The 18,986-nt window shown below is 65.1% G+C and carries 18 protein-coding genes; 10 read left to right on the plus strand and 8 right to left on the minus strand.

The window, feature by feature from the left end; genetic code table 11:
• Positions 1-13 precede the first annotated feature (13 nt).
• The gene (locus ASE22_RS14565; RefSeq protein WP_056360726.1) at positions 14-1,957 is read right to left on the minus strand and encodes a flavin-containing monooxygenase; all 1,944 of its coding nucleotides are present in this window, start codon (positions 1,955-1,957) and stop codon (positions 14-16) included.
• Positions 1,958-2,237: 280 nt separating this feature from the next.
• On the opposite strand from ASE22_RS14565, the gene ASE22_RS14570 reads away from it, so the two are divergent.
• On the plus strand, positions 2,238-3,446 hold the full coding sequence (locus tag ASE22_RS14570; RefSeq protein ID WP_056360729.1) for a cytochrome P450: 1,209 nt from the start codon (positions 2,238-2,240) through the stop codon (positions 3,444-3,446).
• 28 nt (positions 3,447-3,474) lie between these two features.
• Entirely contained in the window at positions 3,475-4,650 is a 1,176-nt protein-coding gene (locus ASE22_RS14575) for an alpha/beta hydrolase family protein (protein WP_056360732.1), read from the plus strand.
• A 13-nt stretch (positions 4,651-4,663) separates the two neighbouring features.
• Here the strand turns inward: ASE22_RS14575 and ASE22_RS14580 are convergent, their stop codons facing one another.
• Positions 4,664-5,326 carry a hypothetical protein gene (locus ASE22_RS14580; protein WP_056360735.1) on the minus strand — a complete coding sequence of 221 codons (663 nt, stop codon included), beginning with the start codon at positions 5,324-5,326 and terminating at the stop codon, positions 4,664-4,666.
• Between the two features lie 7 nt (positions 5,327-5,333).
• Complete coding sequence (locus ASE22_RS14585) at positions 5,334-5,819, minus strand: nuclear transport factor 2 family protein (RefSeq protein WP_056360737.1); 486 nt, start codon at positions 5,817-5,819, stop codon at positions 5,334-5,336.
• 299 nt (positions 5,820-6,118) lie between these two features.
• On the opposite strand from ASE22_RS14585, the gene ASE22_RS14590 reads away from it, so the two are divergent.
• From ASE22_RS14590 to ASE22_RS14625, 8 genes are all read left to right on the plus strand, one after another.
• Positions 6,119-7,450, plus strand: coding sequence for a homogentisate 1,2-dioxygenase (locus ASE22_RS14590; RefSeq protein WP_235536366.1), 1,332 nt, complete (start codon positions 6,119-6,121; stop codon positions 7,448-7,450).
• A gap of 31 nt (positions 7,451-7,481) precedes the next feature.
• The gene (locus ASE22_RS14595; RefSeq protein ID WP_056360740.1) at positions 7,482-8,237 is read left to right on the plus strand and encodes an SDR family NAD(P)-dependent oxidoreductase; all 756 of its coding nucleotides are present in this window, start codon (positions 7,482-7,484) and stop codon (positions 8,235-8,237) included.
• Positions 8,238-8,243: 6 nt separating this feature from the next.
• Complete coding sequence (locus tag ASE22_RS14600) at positions 8,244-8,807, plus strand: NIPSNAP family protein (RefSeq protein WP_056360743.1); 564 nt, start codon at positions 8,244-8,246, stop codon at positions 8,805-8,807.
• A gap of 56 nt (positions 8,808-8,863) precedes the next feature.
• Complete coding sequence (locus tag ASE22_RS14605; protein WP_056360745.1) at positions 8,864-9,640, plus strand: SDR family NAD(P)-dependent oxidoreductase; 777 nt, start codon at positions 8,864-8,866, stop codon at positions 9,638-9,640.
• 317 nt (positions 9,641-9,957) lie between these two features.
• Positions 9,958-10,266 carry a hypothetical protein gene (locus ASE22_RS14610; RefSeq protein WP_056360748.1) on the plus strand — a complete coding sequence of 103 codons (309 nt, stop codon included), beginning with the start codon at positions 9,958-9,960 and terminating at the stop codon, positions 10,264-10,266.
• A gap of 504 nt (positions 10,267-10,770) precedes the next feature.
• On the plus strand, positions 10,771-13,047 hold the full coding sequence (locus ASE22_RS14615; protein WP_056360751.1) for a TonB-dependent receptor: 2,277 nt from the start codon (positions 10,771-10,773) through the stop codon (positions 13,045-13,047).
• Positions 13,048-13,082: 35 nt separating this feature from the next.
• Positions 13,083-14,138, plus strand: coding sequence for a glutathione S-transferase family protein (locus tag ASE22_RS14620; RefSeq protein WP_056601514.1), 1,056 nt, complete (start codon positions 13,083-13,085; stop codon positions 14,136-14,138).
• Positions 14,131-15,381 (plus strand): MFS transporter, encoded by a 1,251-nt coding sequence (locus ASE22_RS14625; protein ID WP_056360756.1) that lies wholly within the window; start codon positions 14,131-14,133, stop codon positions 15,379-15,381. Before ASE22_RS14620 ends, ASE22_RS14625 begins: the two co-directional genes overlap by 8 nt.
• Here ASE22_RS14625 and ASE22_RS14630 read toward each other — a convergent pair.
• The 5 genes from ASE22_RS14630 to ASE22_RS14650 all read right to left on the minus strand — a co-directional run bounded on the left by ASE22_RS14630 (position 15,378) and on the right by ASE22_RS14650 (position 18,975).
• The gene (locus tag ASE22_RS14630) at positions 15,378-15,935 is read right to left on the minus strand and encodes a helix-turn-helix domain-containing protein (protein ID WP_056360758.1); all 558 of its coding nucleotides are present in this window, start codon (positions 15,933-15,935) and stop codon (positions 15,378-15,380) included. The two genes, ASE22_RS14625 and ASE22_RS14630, sit on opposite strands and share 4 nt — an antisense overlap.
• A gap of 93 nt (positions 15,936-16,028) precedes the next feature.
• Entirely contained in the window at positions 16,029-16,796 is a 768-nt protein-coding gene (locus tag ASE22_RS14635) for a FadR/GntR family transcriptional regulator (protein WP_056360761.1), read from the minus strand.
• An 81-nt stretch (positions 16,797-16,877) separates the two neighbouring features.
• Positions 16,878-17,507, minus strand: a complete 630-nt coding sequence (locus tag ASE22_RS14640) for an MSMEG_1061 family FMN-dependent PPOX-type flavoprotein (protein WP_056360765.1) — start codon at positions 17,505-17,507, stop codon at positions 16,878-16,880.
• A 29-nt stretch (positions 17,508-17,536) separates the two neighbouring features.
• Positions 17,537-18,547, minus strand: a complete 1,011-nt coding sequence (locus tag ASE22_RS14645) for a Rieske 2Fe-2S domain-containing protein (RefSeq protein WP_056360767.1) — start codon at positions 18,545-18,547, stop codon at positions 17,537-17,539.
• Between the two features lie 32 nt (positions 18,548-18,579).
• Positions 18,580-18,975, minus strand: a complete 396-nt coding sequence (locus ASE22_RS14650; protein ID WP_235536367.1) for a RidA family protein — start codon at positions 18,973-18,975, stop codon at positions 18,580-18,582.
• Positions 18,976-18,986 lie beyond the last annotated feature (11 nt).

Below are 18,986 nucleotides of genomic sequence, written 5' to 3' on the forward strand. Positions count from 1 at the left end.
GCGCTCGATCTTTTCAGCGCAGATGATAGTCGGCCGGGTCGGGCTCGTAGAGCATCTCGTGGATGTCGGCGACCGGCCAGGGAGAGTTGACCACCGAGCGGCCGCTGTCGGTGAGATAGTAGAAGCCCTTGCCATAGCTTTCCCACAGCAGCTTCTTGTTCTGCGCGTCGAGCCGCTGGTTGAAGTCGCGGAAGGCGTCCTGCGTCACCTCGATCGATGTCGAGCCGCTCTCGATCACCCGGACGATCGCCTTCAGCGCATAGCGGGTCCACATCTCGGCCATGCTGTAGAAGGAACCGGCGCGACCCTGCGCGCTCGGCCCGAAGAACATGAAGAAATTGGGGAAGCCCGGCATGTCGATGCCGAGATGCGCGCGCGGCCCGTCATGGCCCCACAGGTCGTCGAGCGTCGTGCCGTCGCGGCCGACATAATGCGCCGGCCACAGATAGCGGGTGGTGGCGAAGCCCGCCGCGCAGACGATGACGTCGCACGGATGGACGGTGCCGTCCTTCGTGACGATCGCATCCCTGCGGACATGGTCGATCGGCGTGGTGACGAGATCGACATTCGGCTTCAGCAGCGCGTCGTACCAGCCATTGTCGACGGTGGGGCGCCGCGCCATCGGTGGATAATCGGGGATCATCTTCTCGACCAGGTCGGGCCGTTCCTTCAGACGCTCGCGGACGAAGCCGACGGCATTCTCGCGAAGCTGATCGTTGCGCTGGTTGATGATGCCGCCCTTGGCCTGCCATTCAGGGTCGAACTCCTGCAGCTTTTCGAGCTGGGCGTTCAGGAAGTGCATGCCGTAGCTGTACCAGTGCCAGTAGAGCGGCACATGGTCGAACAGCCATTGCATGTCGGCCGGCACCGCGTCGCGATAGCCTTCCATCGGCAGGACATAATTGGCGGTGCGCTGGAACACCGTCACATGATCGGCATGGCGGGCGATATAGGGCATCACCTGCGCGCCGCTGGCGCCGGTGCCGATCTGGGCGACCCGCTTACCGTCGAGCGGGCCGACATCCTGCCAGTCGGTGGTGTGGCGCATCAGCCCCTCGAAACCCTCGATGCCGGGGATGTCGGGCAGCTTGGGGGTGCTGAACAGGCCGCTCGCGCTGATGATGAAGCGGGCCTTGATCCGCCGCGCCTCCTGTCCGTGCGTGCGGATCTCGACCGACCACATCGCCTCGTCCCCGATCCATGTCGCGGACAGCAGGTCGGTGTTGAGCAGCAGCTTGTCGCGCACGCCGTATTTGTCGGCGCAGTGGTTGAGATAGGCGCGGGTCTCCGGCCCCGATGCGAAGAACTCGCTCCAGGGATAACGCTTCTCGAACTTGTACTGGTAGATCATGCTCGTCGAATCGACGCGCGCTTCCGGGTAATTGTTGAGGTTCCAGGTGCCGCCGACATCGTCTTGCCGCTCGATCACCTGATAGGGGATGCCGAGCTGTTCGAGGTGGATCGCGGCGGAAAGCCCGCTGACGCCGGCGCCGACCACCAGCACCGGATAATCGGCGAGGATCTCGGCGGACGGCTTGTCCGTCCAGTGGACGCCGCGCGGGAAGGGATCGAAGGCGGCTTCCTCCGCGCCGAAGCGGAAATCGGCGTCGGACAGCGGGCCGTGGCCGAACAATTCCATCGTCTCGCGAATATGGGCGCGGTCGAGGCGCCCCGCGTCGACCGGTTCGTCCCAATGCGCCATCAGCCAGTCGAAGGCGCGGTCGCGCACGTCCTGGTGAAAGCTCTCGGGCAGGGTGTAGGTGAACAGAGCCCCCGCCCACAGCGCGGTCTCCTGCGCCGTCATCGCCGCGAGCGACGGATCGCCGCTGAGATGGTAGAGGGTCAGGCGAAGGATGTTCGGATCGGCGAGCGCCAGCGCGGCGCGCAGGCGATCCGGATCGGGGCGTGCGGCTGTGTCGTCGGCGATCGCGGACGGACGGGCGGCATTCATCGACATCCTCCTTGTTGGGCCGTGCGATTCCCATCTATCGATCCAGGGCGGCCCTTTGTTGCGAAATGTATGCAGAATGGTTGGCCGAGGCAAGGTTTTTTCCCGTCACGGCACTTAGAAAGTCCGATTTTATCGGAAATTGCTAGTTGATGTGGCGCCTTGGTTTTAGGTTGCATACATAATATTCGCGTGATAGCCCTCGGAAAGACAAGGAGATGGCTGAGGGATCGTGGCGCCCGTCCGATCCCGATCGATGCCCGCAGCATCGCCATCGATGGGAAAGAGGATGAAGGCGATGGATGCCACCCTGTCGAGCAGCGCTCCCGTGCTGGATATCGACCAGTTCACGATCGAGAATATCCTCGATCCCTATCCGTTGCACGAGACCATCCGCGAGCATGCGCCGGTATCCTATGTCGAGAAATATGCGACCTATGTGACCGGCCGCTATGACGAGGTGAAAGCGGTCCTCAACGACTGGGAGACCTTCACCTCGACCTATGGCGCCGGGCTGGCCGATATCCGCAAGCCAGACAACTGGCGGCAGCCGGGGCCCGTGGTCGAGTCCGATCCGCCCGACCATACCGGCATCCGCAAGGTCCTGACCAACATCATCTCGCCCCGCGTGATCCGCGGCTGGCAGGAGGATTTCGCTACCTATGCCGCGACCCAGGCCGACCGGGTGGTGGAGATGGGCGAGATCAACGGCGCGAAGGACATCGCCGAGGATTTCGTGATGACGGTATTCCCTGCGTCGCTGGGGCTGCAGTCGCACCCGCACAACATGGTGATCGTCGGCGACTTCAACTTCAACGCGCTGGGCCCGCGCAACGCGCTGTTCGAGGAATCGAACCGCAAGCTCGCCGGGATCATGGACTGGTATGAGGAAACGCAGGGCCGCGAGCTGATCCAGCCGGGCAGCTTCAGCGACCAGGTCTATGCCGCCGAGGATGCGGGTCTGGTCGAGAAGGGCGTCGCCAAGGGCATGGTCCGCACCATGTTGCGCGGCGGCATGGACACGACGATCAGCGGGATCGGCAGCTCGCTGCTGCTGATGGCGCGGCATCCGGAGATCTGGGCGAGCCTGCGCGAGAACCGCGGCCGGCTGAAGATGGTGTTCGAGGAGACGATCCGCCTGGAGGCACCGATCCAGTCCTATTTCCGGACGACCACCCGCGCCACCGAACTGGGCGGCATCGCGCTGGAGCCCGAGACGAAGATCCAGATCTTCATCGGCGCCGCCAACCGCGACCCGCGCAAATGGGACGATCCCGACCGCTACGACATCAACCGCACGATGGCCGGACACCTGGCCTTCGGCGCGGGCATCCATGTCTGCATCGGCCAGCTGATCGCGCGCATGGAGGCCGAGGCCGTGCTCGGCGCGCTGCTCGACCGGGTCGAGCGGATCGAGCTGACCGGTGAGCCGGTCTATCGCCCGCTCAACACGCTGCGCACCCTGGAAGCGCTGCCGCTGCGCCTCGTTCCGGCCTGACGACGACACGATAAAAGGGGAGGGAGCGATGCCGGACACGGTAGCCACGGTCGTGACCGAATGGGTCCATGTCAGCTATGCCGAACCGACACCGATGCGTGAGGTCTATGGCTATGCCGGCACGCAGGGGACGATCAACGTCGAGGGGATCCGGATGCTTCCGGGCAGTCGCCCGTCGAAGACCTTGCTGATCTTCATGCATCCGGCGTCGACCCTGCAACTGCTGCCCGTGCCGCGCGCGATGGCGGCGGCGGGGCTACATGTGCTGTGCGCCGGCAGCCGCTATGCGCGCAACGACACGCCGCTGATCATGGAGAAGCTGCTGCTCGATTATGGCGCCTATGTCGGCCATGCGCGCGAGGTCTGGGGCTATGAGAAGATCATCGTCTGCGGCTGGTCGGGCGGCGGATCGCTCAGTGCCTTCTACCAGGCGCAGGCAGAGAGGCGGACCGTGACGCACACCGCCGCCGGCGATCCCATCGACCTGGGCGATCTCATCCCCGGCGATGCCTTCATCTGGCAGGCGGCGCATCTGTCGCGCGCCGATGTCCTCGCCGACTTCATCGATCCGTCGGTGCTCGATGAGAATGATCCGACGATCCGCGATCCCGAGCTCGACCTCTACGATCCGCGCAATCCGCACCAGCCGCCCTATGACCAGGCTTATCTCGACCGTTTCCGCGCGGCGCAGCTTGCCCGTGTCCGGCGGCGCACAGCGCTGGTCAAGGAACTGCTCCACGATATCCGCAGCGGTCGCACGGGCGAGAATGAGCGGGGGCTGCTGACCCATCGCACCCTGGCCGATCCGCGCTGGCTAGATCCGACGATCGATCCCAACGACCGCCGGCCCGGTTGGTGCTTCCTGGGCGAGCCCAAGGCTTCGAACAGCTCGCCGGCCGGTGTCGCGCGCTTCTCGACCCTGCGCGCCTGGCTGTCGCAATGGTCGATCGACGACAGCCAGGCGCGCGCGCTCGACAATGCCCCGTCGATCACGGTGCCGCTGCTGGCGATCGAGAACAGCGCCGACGACGCGGTGCCGCAGCCCCACACGCGACTGTTCCTCGATGCGGCAGGCAGCGCCGACAAGCGGATGGAGACGATCGCGGGTGCCGATCATTATTATGCCGGCCAGCCCGAGGAGCTTGATCAGGCGGTACGGATCATCATCGACTGGTTGCGCGAGCGGAAGCTACTGGAGGATTGAGGCTTTCGGCCCATCACTCTGCTTGCGCGCGGGGGAGGTAGGTCGCGCGGTCAAGCCCTTCCCAATTGCCGCGATCGCCGAAGCGGGCGCCGTCGCCGAGCAGTGCTTCGGCCAGCGCGGCGGGCATCGCGGCCTGCCGGATCGCATCATAGCCGGCGACACGCGCCGCAGCGTCGGGCCAGCTCAGGAAGACCGTGGCCATCGGCAGCGGACCGAACAGCAGGTTGCTCGCGCTGACGGCGGAGGCGCCGGCGTCGCGGAAGCGCGGGAAGATCTCGGCCTCGCACAGCGCCATGAACGCGGCACCGAAGCCGATACGCGGCTGGACGAGCCAGAGCGCTTCGCACCCGCCATCGGATGTGAAGCCCGGCACATGGCCGGGCCATGGCGCGATCATCGTCAGGGTGGTGCGGGTGACGATCTCGGGCGTGCCTTCCGCCCGCCGGGCCGCGGCGAACAGCGGAGCGAAGCTGGTCCAGGCTGCTAGGCGCCGCTCGAAGCTCGGCCAATCGATCATCCAGGTCAGGGTCGAGCTCTCGTCCCGGTTTTCCCAGATCGCGCGCGGGGCGGGGATGCCATGCTCGCGGAACATCGGGAACAGCATCTCGTGCATGCGGACGTGCATCGCGTCCATATGACCCGGCTCGATCGCGTAGCGGCGCAATTCGGTCAGCATGACGTCCTCAGGCCGCGGCGCGGTCGCTCACCCGCTGCCGGGCGACGGCGGGGAGATGGGCGCCTTCCTGGTGGAGCATGTCGGCGCGCTGATAGGTGATCCGCCAGCCCTGTTCGGTGCGAGCCAGCCGGTGATGATAGGTGCCGTGAACCAGCCACACTTCCCCATCGAGCGTGTGGATCGCCCGCACCTGCGCGCGCGACACAGCCTCGTCGCCGTTGACCCTGATCTCGAAATTGGTCGTCTGGTGCTGGCGCTTGTCGAAGCCGGGGAGGAAGGCGGCGAGATTCTTGCGGTGATCCTCGACCGGGATATTGGCGCTTTCCGGACCCGATACCGCGCTATAGTCGATGACCGCGCCGGGCTTGTAGAGCGCGAGTGCGGCCTCGGGCTCGTCGAGGTCGGAGTGCAGGGTGACCGCGCAGATGACATCCTGGATTTCGATCCGGTCCTTAAGTGCGCGCAGGGGGCTGGGCAGATTGTCTTCGCTCACAAGTCACCTCTCCATGCAGCCGTAATCGGCCGATCCTTACGGAAATTAATTGCATACAGCTATTGCGCGGTCAATCGCCGGAGGCGCTACGGATCGTCGCTGAAAGCAAGAGTTAAACGCCTAAGTCACCGAAAATCTTAATTTTTGCGTGAGGCCGCGGCTTTGAAAATTACGATGATAGAAGTAAATGATTATATTGTGTGCAATATGTGAAGTGTGTAACCTGCATGCCAACGACAAGAAGCGGGCCGCCGGACATGGCGCATGTCGAAGGGCCGGCTCTGATATGGAAGGGTGCCGTGGGTCTCGAAAATGCCACTCCCGCGCTGGCCGCGACGAAGGCTGGGCTGAGCTATCAGCTGGGCTTCGCGAACGAGTTCGCGACCGAAGCCTTGCCCGGTGCCTTGCCGGAAGGGCAGAACAGTCCGCAGCGCCCGGCCTATGGCCTGGTCAGCGAACTGGTGTCGGGCACGGCCTTCTCGGCCCCGCGCGCGCTCAACCGGCGCAGCTATCTGTTCCGCATCCGACCATCGACGATCGCGGGGGCTTTCCAGTCGATCGAGCATCCGACCTTCCTGACCCCGCCGATCGCGCCCGATCCCTATCCGGGGGCGCTGCGCTGGGGGCCGGCAGGCATGACGGCGCCATCGGGCGATTTCTTCGACGGCCTGTTCACCTTCTGCGCCAATGGCTCGCCGCGGCTGCAGCACGGCATGGCCTTCCACCTCTATCGCGCCGGCCGTTCGATGGAGCAGCGAGTCTTCTCCAACGCCGATGCCGAGATGCTGATCCTGCCGCAGGAGGGGGCGATCCGCCTCGTCACCGAAGCCGGCATCATCGATCTTGCGCCGGGCGAGGTCGGCATCGTTCCCCGGGGCATGAAGCTCCGGGTCGACCTGCCGTGCGGGCCTGCGCGGGGCTTCGTCTGCGAGAATTTCGGCCTGCCCTTCGTGTTGCCAGACCTGGGTCTGATCGGCTCGCACGGCTTGGCCAATGCGGTCGACTTCCAGGTTCCGGTCGCGGCCTATGAGGAGGGCGACGGCCCGGTCGAGCTGATCCACAAGCTGTGCGGGACGTTCTGGACCGCGGAGCTCGATCATTCGCCGTTCGATGTCGTTGCGTGGCGCGGCAACTGGGCGCCGGTCAAATATGACATGACGCGCTTCATGGTGATGGGCACGGTCGGCGTCGATCATCCCGATCCGTCGATCTACTGCGCGCTGACCTCGCCGTCGCACCAGGTGACCGGCGGCAATGTGGACTTCATGATCCTGCCGCCGCGCTGGGTGGTGGCCGAACATACCTTCCGGCCGCCTGGCTATCATCGCAATTCGGTGGCCGAGATCCTCGGTCTGATCGAGGGTTCGAACGAATCCCGCGCGGGCGGCTTTCCGCCGGGGTCGATCAGCCTGCACAATCCCTGGACCGCGCATGGTCCGGACGTCGGTACGCTCGAGGCCGCTCGGGTGGCGCCGTTCGTCCCGCAGAAGATCGATGAAGCCCTGATTTTCATGCTTGAAACCCGCTACCCCCTCGACGTCGCTGCGCAGGCGATGGATGCGGACTTCCGCATCGCAAATTGCGAAAAGGCGTGGGGCGGTTTCACCAAGCGCTTCCCCAGCGAGGCATGATGCCACGGGCAGACAGGCAGGGATCGAGGATATGACGGATATTGCCCTGATCGTGGGCGGCGGCAGCGGGATCGGCGCGGCCAGTGCGCAGGCGCTGGCGGCAGACGGCTGCCAGGTCGCGGTCGCCGATCTGCGCGCAGCGGCGGCCTGCGAGGTCGCCGATTCCCTGCCCGGCGGCCATGGCCGAGGCTATGCCGCCGACGCGTCGGACGAGGGCAGCCTCGTCGCGCTGTTCGACGCGGTCGAACGCGACATGGGGGACATCCGCGTCGTCGTCGTGGCGGCCGGAACCCCGGGCTATATCGACGGCGTCCGGCCGACCATCCGCACCATGCCCGTCGACGCCTGGGATGCGGTGATGGCGCTCAACGCGCGCGGGCCGATGATCTGCATCCGCGAGATGCTCCGCCGTCGCGAGGCCCGGCCGGTGGCCGATGCCCGCATCGTGCTGATCGGATCGATGGCGGCGCAGGCGCTGGCGATCAACAGCCCGGCTTCCTACGTCGCCTCGAAGGGCGCGATGATGGCGCTGGCCCGCGTCGCGGCGGGAGAAGCGGCGCCGCTGGGCGTCAGCGTCAATGTCGTGGCGCCGGGGGCGGTCGATACGCCGATGCTGCGCGGGGTCATGCCCAAGGAACGCGACGAGGCCTATTTCGGCGCGACCATCGCCGGCCGCGCCGGTTCCGCCGAGGAGATCGCCGCGGCGGTCGCCTTCCTCGCATCGACCAAGTCGTCCTACATCAACGGGGCGTGCATCGATGTGAATGGCGGCCTCTTGATGCGCTGACCGGAGATGACGATCCACATCCTGACCAGCGACCTCGTCCCGGCGGAACAGCTCGGCGCCTATATCGGCCAGGACTGGTCGGCTGCGCCGAACATCCGCGCGGGCTGGTCGGTCGCCTTCGGGCCGGTGACGCGGGTCCTGTTCCTCCAGGAGCAGGATGGCTTGGAGCCGCCTGCCGCACCAATTGTGCCCTCCGCCTTCGTGATCGAGCGGCGCGAGCGGCAATGGCTGCGGGCGCGCAGCCCCCTTCATCCGAGCCCGGCCGATTTCGGCGTGATCGAGCTGCGCACCTACAGCGCACGTATGGGGCAGGGGGATCGCTTTCTCGACCTGATGCTCCGAATGCTGCCGGTGCGGCAGCGTCATTCGCCCAATGTCGGCGTCTGGTCGTCGCTGTCGGGGCGGTGCGAACAGGTGCTGCACATGTGGGGCTATCGCAGCCTCGACGAGCGCGCCGCCGTCCGCGCGCATCTGAAGGAGGATCAGGTGTGGGGCGGTTACACCGCCACCATCCTGCCGATGCTCGAGGAACTGCAATCGGTGATCCTGACGCCGCTGCCGAACTGCTGATCGGACGAAGCGGCATTTACGAAACGGCGCGAACGCCATGATGGAGAGGAAGCGACATGGGTAGACTGACGGGAAAGATCGCGATCGTCACCGGCGGCGGGTCGGGGATCGGCCGGGAAATCTGCCGCCAGTTCGTCGATGAGGGCTGCGCTGCGCTCGCCATCTTCGACATCGACGAGGCCGGCGCGCAGGAGACGATCGCGCAGATCGACAACGGCCAGGCCAAGATCCTCGCCTACAAGGTCGACGTCGGCGATCTCGCCACGGTCGATTCCGCCGTTACCGCCTTCCACGCTGCCGCCGGCGACAGCCCCGACATCCTGGTCAACAATGTCGGCTGGGACCAAGCCTATTGGTTCCTGGAGAGCCAGCCGGACTTCTGGGACAAGCTCATCCACGTCAATTTCAAGGGCGTGCTCAACACCTGCTGGACCGTGCTCAAGCTGATGGCGGCGGCGAAGCGCGGCGGACGGATCATTAATGTAGCATCGGACGCTGGCCGGCTAGGCGCGGCGCACGAGGCGGTCTATTCGGGCTGCAAGGGCGGCGTGATCACCTTCACCAAGGCGCTGGCCCGCGAGCATTCGCGCGACAATATCCTGTGCAACGTCGTCAGCCCCGGCGCCACGCGCACGGCCGGCTACGACAATGTCAAATATAGCCGCCCCGACCCGGAGCGCTTCGACGAGAAGAACGAGCGCCAGATCCCGCTCCGCCGCATCGGCGAGCCGGGCGAGGTCGCGGCGATGATCACCTTCCTCGCCAGCGACGACGCCTCCTATGTTCAGGGGCAGATCATCAGCGTGTCTGGCGGCCTGACGATGGTCGGATGACTTATTCTGTGGCCTTAGCGCTTCGGGCGAGAGATTAACCGCTGCGATACGATGCTGCGTGAGCGACAGCTGAATCCAATTGCCTCATCGCCTTCTAAAGCGGATTTCAGGTATCCCGCGCTGGGAGCTGGCGGAGCACAGCTTCCTAATCCAGTAAATCGCTTCACAATCGATTTGCTTCTTTTCCGGACGGCGGCCGCAGCCGACGTCATCGATGTCGTCGGAAGATCGGCCTCGAAATGGAGGCCGCAAGGATGCACGCGGAGCCGTGGGGCGGAAAGATGGACCACCAGCCGGGAAAAATGAGACTTACGTAAATGGTCTCGGCGGGCAATCCGAAGCGCAAAGCGGGGTGGGTGGCGTTGATGCCGAAAGCAAAAGGCAAGGCCGAGGCAGAGATCCGGCCAAGCCACATTATGATCGCTAACAGTATTTACAGTGCGCGCCGCCGGCGAGGGCTGACGCTGGCGCTCGGCGTCCAGGTCGGCCAACTGTTCGGCGAAACGACAAGCGAGGACGCGATCCTCGTCGTTCGCGGCGACGAGCGTATCGACATGAAGACCGACGAGCAGCCCGGCATGGGCCTGCTCCAGGTGATCCTGCCCGCCAGCAACCGCGCGGCCTGAGCCTGTTCCTTATCGAGCCCGGTCAGGAGGTGAACAGCCGCGCCGCCGATCATCCCGGCGACGAGACCGTCTATGTCCTGTCCGGCGCACTGGTGATCGACGTTCCCGACCGTAGCGTCGGGTTGCGCGAGGGGGCTGCGTCCATTTCGACGGCCATTTGCGCCACGACATCCGCCAGGTCGGCCGCGCCAAGGCGCGCGCGCTGGTGATCATCGCGCAGAATCTCTCGACCCGCTCCGAAGATTGATCGCGGAAGCGATACCCCCGGAAATGCCATGAACGGACTGGCCGGCCAGTCCCGCTGATTCGCCGATAGACGCTGCCCGGCCGCCGTTGGCGCGGAGAGGGATCAAGGCGCATGTCATGTAAAAACAACATGTTGCCTCGCGAAACCGGCGGTCCGTGGGGACTTTGCACGTCGAATTGACATCTTCAAGGGAGGTGATAATCATCAGGTCAACAAGTTGACCAAAGAACAATTAGGCTATCAGGGAGTCTACGAAGATGTCGATGCTCGGAATCCACGCTTTTCCTCGGTCCGGCCCGTCGCATCGGCGCCCCCTGCTGATCGCGCTCTGTGCGGCCGCGGTCTTTCCGGTCCTGCCGGCGCAGGCGCAGATGGCGCCTGAGACCGGGGCGGATGCGGAGCTGTCGAGCGAGATCGTGGTGACCGCGCGCCGCCGCGATGAATCGCTGCAGACGACGCCGGTCGCGGTGACTGCCTACAATGCCGCCCTGATCGGTACCCGCAGCATCGCCAATTTGCAGGATATCGGCCGGCAGACCCCGAACCTGCAGATCTCGGCTGGCCGTTCGAGCAATTCGATCGGCTTCATCTTCATCCGCGGCATCGGCCAGGCCGATGACAATCCCTCGGCTGATCCGGGCGTCGCGCAATATGTCGACGACGTCTATCTGGGGCGGCTTCAGGGGGCGCTGCTCAACGTCAACGACGTCCGCTCGATTGAGGTGCTGCGCGGCCCGCAGGGGACACTCTACGGCAAGAACACGATTGGTGGCGCGATCAAGTTCACCTCGAAGGTGCCGGGCGACGCGCTGGAGGCCTACGCCTCGGCCGGTTACGGCAATTACAACGCCTATCGTCTCGCCGGATCGCTGAGTCTGCCGCTCGTCACCGGCAAGCTCGCCGCGCGCGTCTCAGGCGAATATGTCCGCAATGACGGCTTCATGCGCAACCTGTTCGACGGGACCCGCACCAACAACACCGATCGCCTGTCGGGCCGTTTCATGCTGCGCGCGACGCCGACCGAAAACCTGGAACTGCTGCTGTCGATCGACGGATCGCGCGACCGATCCGATCCCTATCACGGTTTCCTGACAGCGACCGCGCCGACCACGATCAACGGTCTGCTTAACCGCGTCATCGGACCGGTGAACAGCTATGTGAAGCCCGTCGGCGGCAACATTTGGCGCGGTTCCTACGATGCCCAGTCCGATCCGGCCTTGGGCGAGTTTGCGCCGCCCAAGGAGGACATCTGGGGAGCCTCCTTCCGCGCGACGATCGGCGATGAGGATTTCAACCTGAAGTCGATCAGCGCCTATCGCGAGATCAACCGCAAGCGGGTGATCGACGCCGACGCGAGCCCGTTCATCATCGAGAATTTCGCCGATCACCTGAAGCAATGGCAGGTCAGTCAGGAGTTCCAGCTTTCCGGCCAGTTCGCCGATGGCGCGGTCAAGTGGTTGGGCGGCCTGTTCTATTATCAGGAGCATGTCGACCAGATCACCAATGGCAACTTCTTCCCTGGTCTGATCGCGATCAATCCGGCGCTCGACCAGACGGTCCGCCAGTCGCTCGGCCTGAAGACGAAAAGCTATGCCGCCTTCGGCAATGCGAGCTGGGACATCAACGACCGCCTCTCGGCGACGGTCGGCGCCCGCTACACCAGGGAGAAGAAGCACATCACGGTGAGCTCGCGGCGGCTGACCACCGGGCTGCTGTTCTTCGGTCCGCTGTCGAACGACGACACGTTCAACGATTTCTCGCCGAAGTTCGAGGTCGACTACAAGTTCACGCCGACGCTGTTCGGCTATGCCAGCGCTTCGAAGGGCTTCAAGAGTGGCGGCTTCAACGGTCGGGCAGGGCCGTTCGGCACGCTCGATCCCTATCTGCCCGAACGCGCTTGGGCCTATGAGGCGGGGATCAAGTCGCAATGGTTCGACAAGCGACTGACCCTGAACCTCGCGGCCTTCTACACCGATTATTCGGACATCCAGCTGCAGGTCATGACCGTCCAGAACGGCAATCTGTTCCAGCTTACCACCAATGCCGGCAAGTCGCACATCCAGGGTCTGGAGGCGGAGGTGACCGCGCGGCCGACCAGCTGGCTGACCCTCTATGCCAGCGGCGGCATCACCGATGCCAAATATGACCGGTATTTCGATGCCGTGAGGGGCGACGTATCCTTCCTTGAGTTCGCCTACACGCCCAAATATAACGGCATGATCGGCGCCACCTTCGACGCGCCGCTACGCGACGGCGTCACCGGGCTGCTCGACGTCAATTACAGCCGGCGCAGCCTGACCTATTATGATCCGCAGAATACGCCCTCGATCGCACAGCCGGCCTACGGCCTGCTCAACGCCCGCGCCGCGATCAAGGTTGAGCGGCCGAATGTCGAGCTGGCGCTGTTCGGCAAGAACCTGACCAACCGCCACTATATCCAGAGCGGCGTCTCGTTCCTCGACAGTTTCGGTCTCGCTCTAGCCTATGCTGGCGCGCCGCGAACTTACGGCATCGAGCTGAACTGGCATTATTGAAGGACGGGGCCGGTGGCACCGACGGAGGGAACAGGATGATACATCTGTATGCGGCACCAGGAAGCTGTTCGATCTGCGCGCATGTCGCGCTGATCGAGGGCCGGCTGGACCATCGGGTCGAGCATGTCGTGCTGCGCTCGCCGACATCGCCGCTGCCCGCGGTGAACCCGCTGGGCAAGGTGCCGACAATCGTCGTCGACGACGCCGAGACGATCACCCAGTCGTCGGTGGTGCTGCCCTATATCGCCGATCTCGCGCCAGACAGCGGTCTGTTACCGAGGCCTGACAGCGCCGATCGACGCCGGGTGCTCGAATGGTTGGGCTTTCTCAACTCGGATGTCCACCCGGCGCTGAAAATGCTCGCCGGGGCGGAGCGCTATTGCGCCGATCCGGAATCGCTGCGTGACAGCTATCGTACCATCGTGGCGAGCTTCTTCCGGGTGATCGAGGATGCGCTGGCGGAGCGCGACTGGCTGGTCGGCGACCGCATGACCATCGCCGACATCTATGCCGCCGCCGCCTATGGCTGGGCGCGCCAGTTCGGCATCTCGCTCCACGCCTATCCCGCCTATCGGAAGCTGTCGGAGCGGTTCGAAGCCCTGCCGAGCGCGATCACGGCGCGGGCGATGGAGGCTGAGTTCGTCGCGTCGACGATGACCCGGCATGCTTTCATGTCGCCCGAATGGTTGGAGATGGCGCGTGACGAGCTGGCGACCGCGATCGCGATCGACGCGCGGGCCCAGAAGCTGCGCTTCACGGTGGTCGAGCGCTATATCGACATGCCCGACCATGCGCCACGCCCCGAAGCGGGCGAAGCTGCGCTGTGGCTGGAGGTTGATCGCGGCGCAGTCACGGTCCGTTATGGCATCGAGGGGCATGAGACCGCCGATCTGGAGATCGACTGCGGCTTCGACGATGCCTGGCGTAGCGTCTGCCTGCGCCACGGGCCCGAGCTCGAGAAGCTCAACGCCGGGCGGCTCGCCAGCGGCCGGTTGAAGGTGCGCGGCAATCCCGGTGCGGCGGGGCCGCTGTTCAACCGGGTGCACGACCGGATCGCCGACCGCACCATCGCGCCGCCGCGCAATGACTGAGCCGGCCGCAGAACAGGAGCGGCCGATCGGCGTGCCGCTGCTGCTGTTCGGCCTCTGTTTTGTCTTCTCCTATGCCGATCGCTATGTGTTGAGCCTGCTGCTGCCGGCGGTGCAGCGCAGCTTCGCGATCAGCGATACCGGGGTCGGCCTGCTCCAGGGGGCGGGCTTCGCGCTGGTCTATGCGCTGATGGGCCTGCCGGTGGCGCGGCTGATCGATCGCGGCAACCGGGTGCGGATCGCCGCCGCCTGCGTCGCGATCTGGAGCATCGCGTCGATGCTGTCGGCCGCTGCCGGTTCCTTCGCGATCCTGGCGCTGTGCCGCATGGGCGTTGCGGCGGCGGAGGCGGGGCTTCCGCCGGCCGCCATCTCCTATTTCCGGGATGGCCGATCCAACGCGGCGGCGGCGCGGGCGAGCAGCTTGTTCATGCTCGCCCCCTTCGCTGGTGTGGGGCTGGCGTTGTTCGGCGGAGCGGCGCTGCTGGCGCTGTTCCGGGGCATGGGCGCGGGCGAAGACGCCTGGCGCTGGGTATTGCTGCTGATCTCGGCGCCCGGCCTGTTGCTCGCGGGCCTGCTGGTCGTGATCCTGTCCGATCCCCCAGGTCGGCGCGCTACGTCAGGGCAGGCAGAGGCGCCGTCGCTGCGTCTGATCGGCACATTGTTCGCCGAACAGAAGGCGATGGCGCCCTATTTCCTTGGCGCGTCACTGTTCGCCCTGTTCAACAACGCGCTGATGGCCTGGTATCCCAGCTATCTGGTGCGCAGCTTCGGGCGCGATCCGTCGTTGGTCGGAAGGGTCACGGGGCCGGCCTATATGATCGCGGGGATCGCGGGCGCTTTGCTGGCGGTGGCGCTGGTCGGATCGCGCGCCCGGCGCGGCGTCGGGCCGGTCGCGGGGCTCACGGCGCTGGTGCTCGCGCTGCTGGTGCCGGTAGCGGGGGCGATCACCATGGCGCCCAGCTTTGACGTCTCGATAGGCTGCTATGTGCTGTTCGCCTTCCTGTCGGCAATGTTCGCGTCGCTGTTCATCGTGCCGGTCCAGCTGAGCGCGCCGCCCGCCATCCAGGCACGCTCGATCGCCGCGCTGCTATTGTGCTGCGGCCTTTCGGCCAGTGTCGGAACGCTGCTGGTCGGCCTGCTGACCGATCATCTCGGTCTGGGGCTGGGGAGGGCGATCGCGGTCATATCGCTGCCGGCCGCCGCTCTCGGCACGGTGGCCTTGCTCATCGCCCGCCGACGCTTTTAACCGTCGTCCTGCGCCACCACGATCAAGGCAGAAGCCGGCGCGTCGTTCAGTGCGCGCAGCCGGTGGCGGATATGGCCTTCGAACAGCAGGCAGTCGCCCGCGTCGAGCGCGATCCGCCGGTCGGGCAGGCTGATCTCGATCGCACCCGTGAGCGTATGGATCACCGTCTCGCCCCCCTGTTCGGGATCGCGGTCGAGGGGCTTGTCGGTGAGGGTGAGCAATACCGTCGCCAGGCGCTTGCCGCTGATCGTCGCCGGGACCGCGCCGCGATCGGCTGCGCGCAGGATCCGCAACTCCCCTTCGTCGACGGTCTCGCCGAGCAATTGCGCCACCGGCGCCTCCAATATTCCTGAAATGCTGAGCAGGGCGGCCAGCGAGGGCGCCTTCTGACCGCGCTCGATCCGCGAGATATAGGCTTTGTCGAGGTCGGTCGCGTCGGCAAGCGCGGACACCGTCATTGCCCGGCGGCGGCGAACGGCGCGGATGTTGGCGCCCAGTTCGCGGGCATCGGGGCCGCTCCGGCTCTCTCCTTCGTCGCAGTCGCGGTAGATCATCGCTGGCCGGCATCCCCCGGGCGCGGCATCGCACCCCTGACGATGGACTATCAGTCTATTGCCTTTTGGGCAACACGTTGATCAGCTGTGTCTTCAAGCCTTGGCGGCAGCGTTCTTGCGCTTCGGCGCGGCGTTGCGCCGGGCAAGGCCGATGCGGATTTCCACCTCATGCTGGTCGCGGTGGACCAGACGGAGAGCGGTCTTGCCGTCGCCGCGCTCGATCGCGTCGATCAGTTCGTCGTGGAGCATCTGGATCGCATGCGCGGCGTTGGTGGCGACGATCGGGCCGGTGAGCTTGACGAGAGATTTCAACGCCTGTTCCCAGCGCGAACGATTGGCCTGCCAGATTTCGAGCGCGATGCTCTCGCCGGCGGTTTCCAAGATGGCCATGTGGAGATCGGTGTCGGCGGTCGCGATCTTGTCGAGATCGCGCGTGTCGACCTGCTTCTTGGTGATCTCCAACAGCCGGCGGATCTTCTTGACCTGCGCGGGGCTGCGGCGCTGCGCGGCGCGCTCGGCGGCGGGCGCCTCGATCCTGTAGCGGAAGTCGTAGATGGCCTCGACCTCTTCCAGGCTCATCTCGCTCGGCACGGGCTCGAAGCGGCTGTTATCGACGACATAGGAGCCAGAACCCGTCCGCGTCTCGACCCGGTTCAGATGACCGAGCACCCGCAGAGCTTCGCGGATCGTCGAGCGGCCGACGCCGAAATCTGCGCCCAGCCGCGCCTCGGAGGGGAGGCGCTCGCCGACCTTGAACAGGCCCTTGTCGATCGATTCCTGGATTGCGGTGATGACTTGGTCGACCAGATAGTGCGGCTTGACCTGCTGGGCATAGAGATTTGGACGGTCGTCTTTTGTCATTACAGCCCTGCGCCCAACTCGCGATGGGGTCTCATAACAACAGTGCCCGCTCGAAGAAAGTGGTGCGGCCGTTCGGTCCGATCAATAGAGTTCGTGTTCGAGACCATGGTTGTAGAAGGCGTCGAGCTGCTCGACCGACATCTCGGTGATCTTCGCCATGTCCGACAGGACCTTGCCGACCGACGGGAAGCCGGACGTGTCGGGCCAGGTCTCCGGTTTCCACAGGCCCGAGCGGCGGAACGCCTTGCCGCAGTGGAAATAAGCCTCCTCGACGCTGACCTTGACCGCAGCCTTGGGCGTCTTGCCCTGTTCGATGAGCCGATCGAGCACGGCGGGATCGCGGGTGACGATAGCCGCGCCGTTGATCCGCATGAAGACGTCTAGCTGCGGTGCCATGAACAACATGCCGACCCGGCCGCTCTCTATCACGTTCGAGAAGGTCTCCATCTTGTTGTTGCCCGGCCAGTCGGCGAAGGCGAGGGTCTTGCGGTCGAGCGGCTTGATGAACCCCGGCTCGCCGCCGCGCGGCGACGCGTCGAGGCCGCTGGGCGTATCCGACGCGATGCACACGATCGGCGCGAGCTTCATGTAGTGCAGCATGTGATCATGCAGGAAATCGAGCTTCGATCGCAGGATCAGCGGGTTGGGCGCATCATAATGGATGCGCAGTTCATCGATCGTCGCGATCTGAAAGGGATCGTCTTCGGCCATGATCGTCTCCGTCGGATGCTATGTCGTGATTAGTGGATGAATTCTTCGGACGGATGGCTGCGCGGCCAGTTGCGGACCATCTCGAGATAGCGGGCGAGCGTCGTGTCCTGCTTGGTCAGAGAGCCGACCTTGAAATGCATCTTCATGGCGATCTCCGAATCCTCCATCGCGATGGCGGTCTCGAACTCGTGGCATTCCGTCAGGAACGCGCGGACCTCCACTTCGTCCTCTGTCCGTTCGCCGGCAAAAACCGAGAACAGCCGGCTTTGCTGCGGCGCAGGCAGTCCGAAAGCCGCAAGGAAGCCGAACCAGCGGCCGTCGAGCGTTCCGGTCTGGAAGAAGATCGACGTGCCGATGATGCCGCCGCGCACTTGCATATGGCGACCGCCCCAGATGCCGTCGATGTCGTAGAACATGCTGTGGTCGGTCCATTCGACCTCGCGGGCGATGCCGCCGGGCAGCACTTCGAACTTGTGGAGCAGCAGCAGGTGCTGGATGTCGGGAGTCTGGGCGCAGATCACCCACGGATCGACCGCCATCGGCACCGGAAATTCCTGCGTCTGGACGACAAGATCGGCTTCCGGAAACGGCCATTCGGGCAGGTCGTAATGTGGTTCTTCGCCGTTGAAGGCCCAGACCAGGCCGTGCTTTTCCAGGGTCGGAAAGGCGAAGAGGTTGGCGCGGGCAGGTGCGGGGTCACCGCAGCCCGTCTTCTTGCAGGCGCCGGCTCGGTCGAATTCCCACATATGATAAGCGCACTGGACATGGTTGCCTACGACCTTGCCGACCGACAGGTCGGCGCCGAGATGGGTGCAATAGGCGCTGGTGACCTGCGCGATGCCGTCCTCGCCGCGAAAGGCGACCACCCGGCCGCCGAGGAAGGGATAGCCCTTCACTTCGCCTGGGGCGAGATCGTTGCTCATGCAGATCGGAAACCAGGCCTGGGTGTAGAGGCCGTTGTCGCCTTCCAGCGGGACCTGGGGCCCGAGGGTGCGGCGGCGCGGCGTCTGGGCGGTGGCCGGCTTGACGTGGGTAGCCATGATGGATGCCTTTCAGATGCGGAGGAGGGCGGTCAGCCCGGCAGGGCGGCGTCGACCTCGATTTCGACGAGAAGCTCGGGAAGCAGGAGGCGGCGGACCTCAACCGCAGTGGCGGCGGGGAAGGTGCCGTCACCGTAGAAGGAGCGACGCAGCGGGATCGCCGCGGCCAGCGCATCCATGTCGGTTACATACATCGTCTCGCGGACGATTGCCTCGAAACCGACGCCATAATGATCGAGCGTCCTGCCGATCGCACCATAGACGTGGCGAAGCTGCGCCTCGAAGTCACCCGCATGGACCGAAACGAAGCCGTCACCCATGCTGGCGGTGCCCGACAGGCGGAGCATGTTCCCGTGACGCACGGCCTGGGCGAAGCCGATCTGCTGCTGCGCCTCCTGCCATTCAGGCATGTAGAATCGATCGTCCATTTTTGTCTCCA

Source organism: Sphingomonas sp. Root720, assembly GCF_001428605.1.
Classification (GTDB): domain Bacteria; phylum Pseudomonadota; class Alphaproteobacteria; order Sphingomonadales; family Sphingomonadaceae; genus Rhizorhabdus.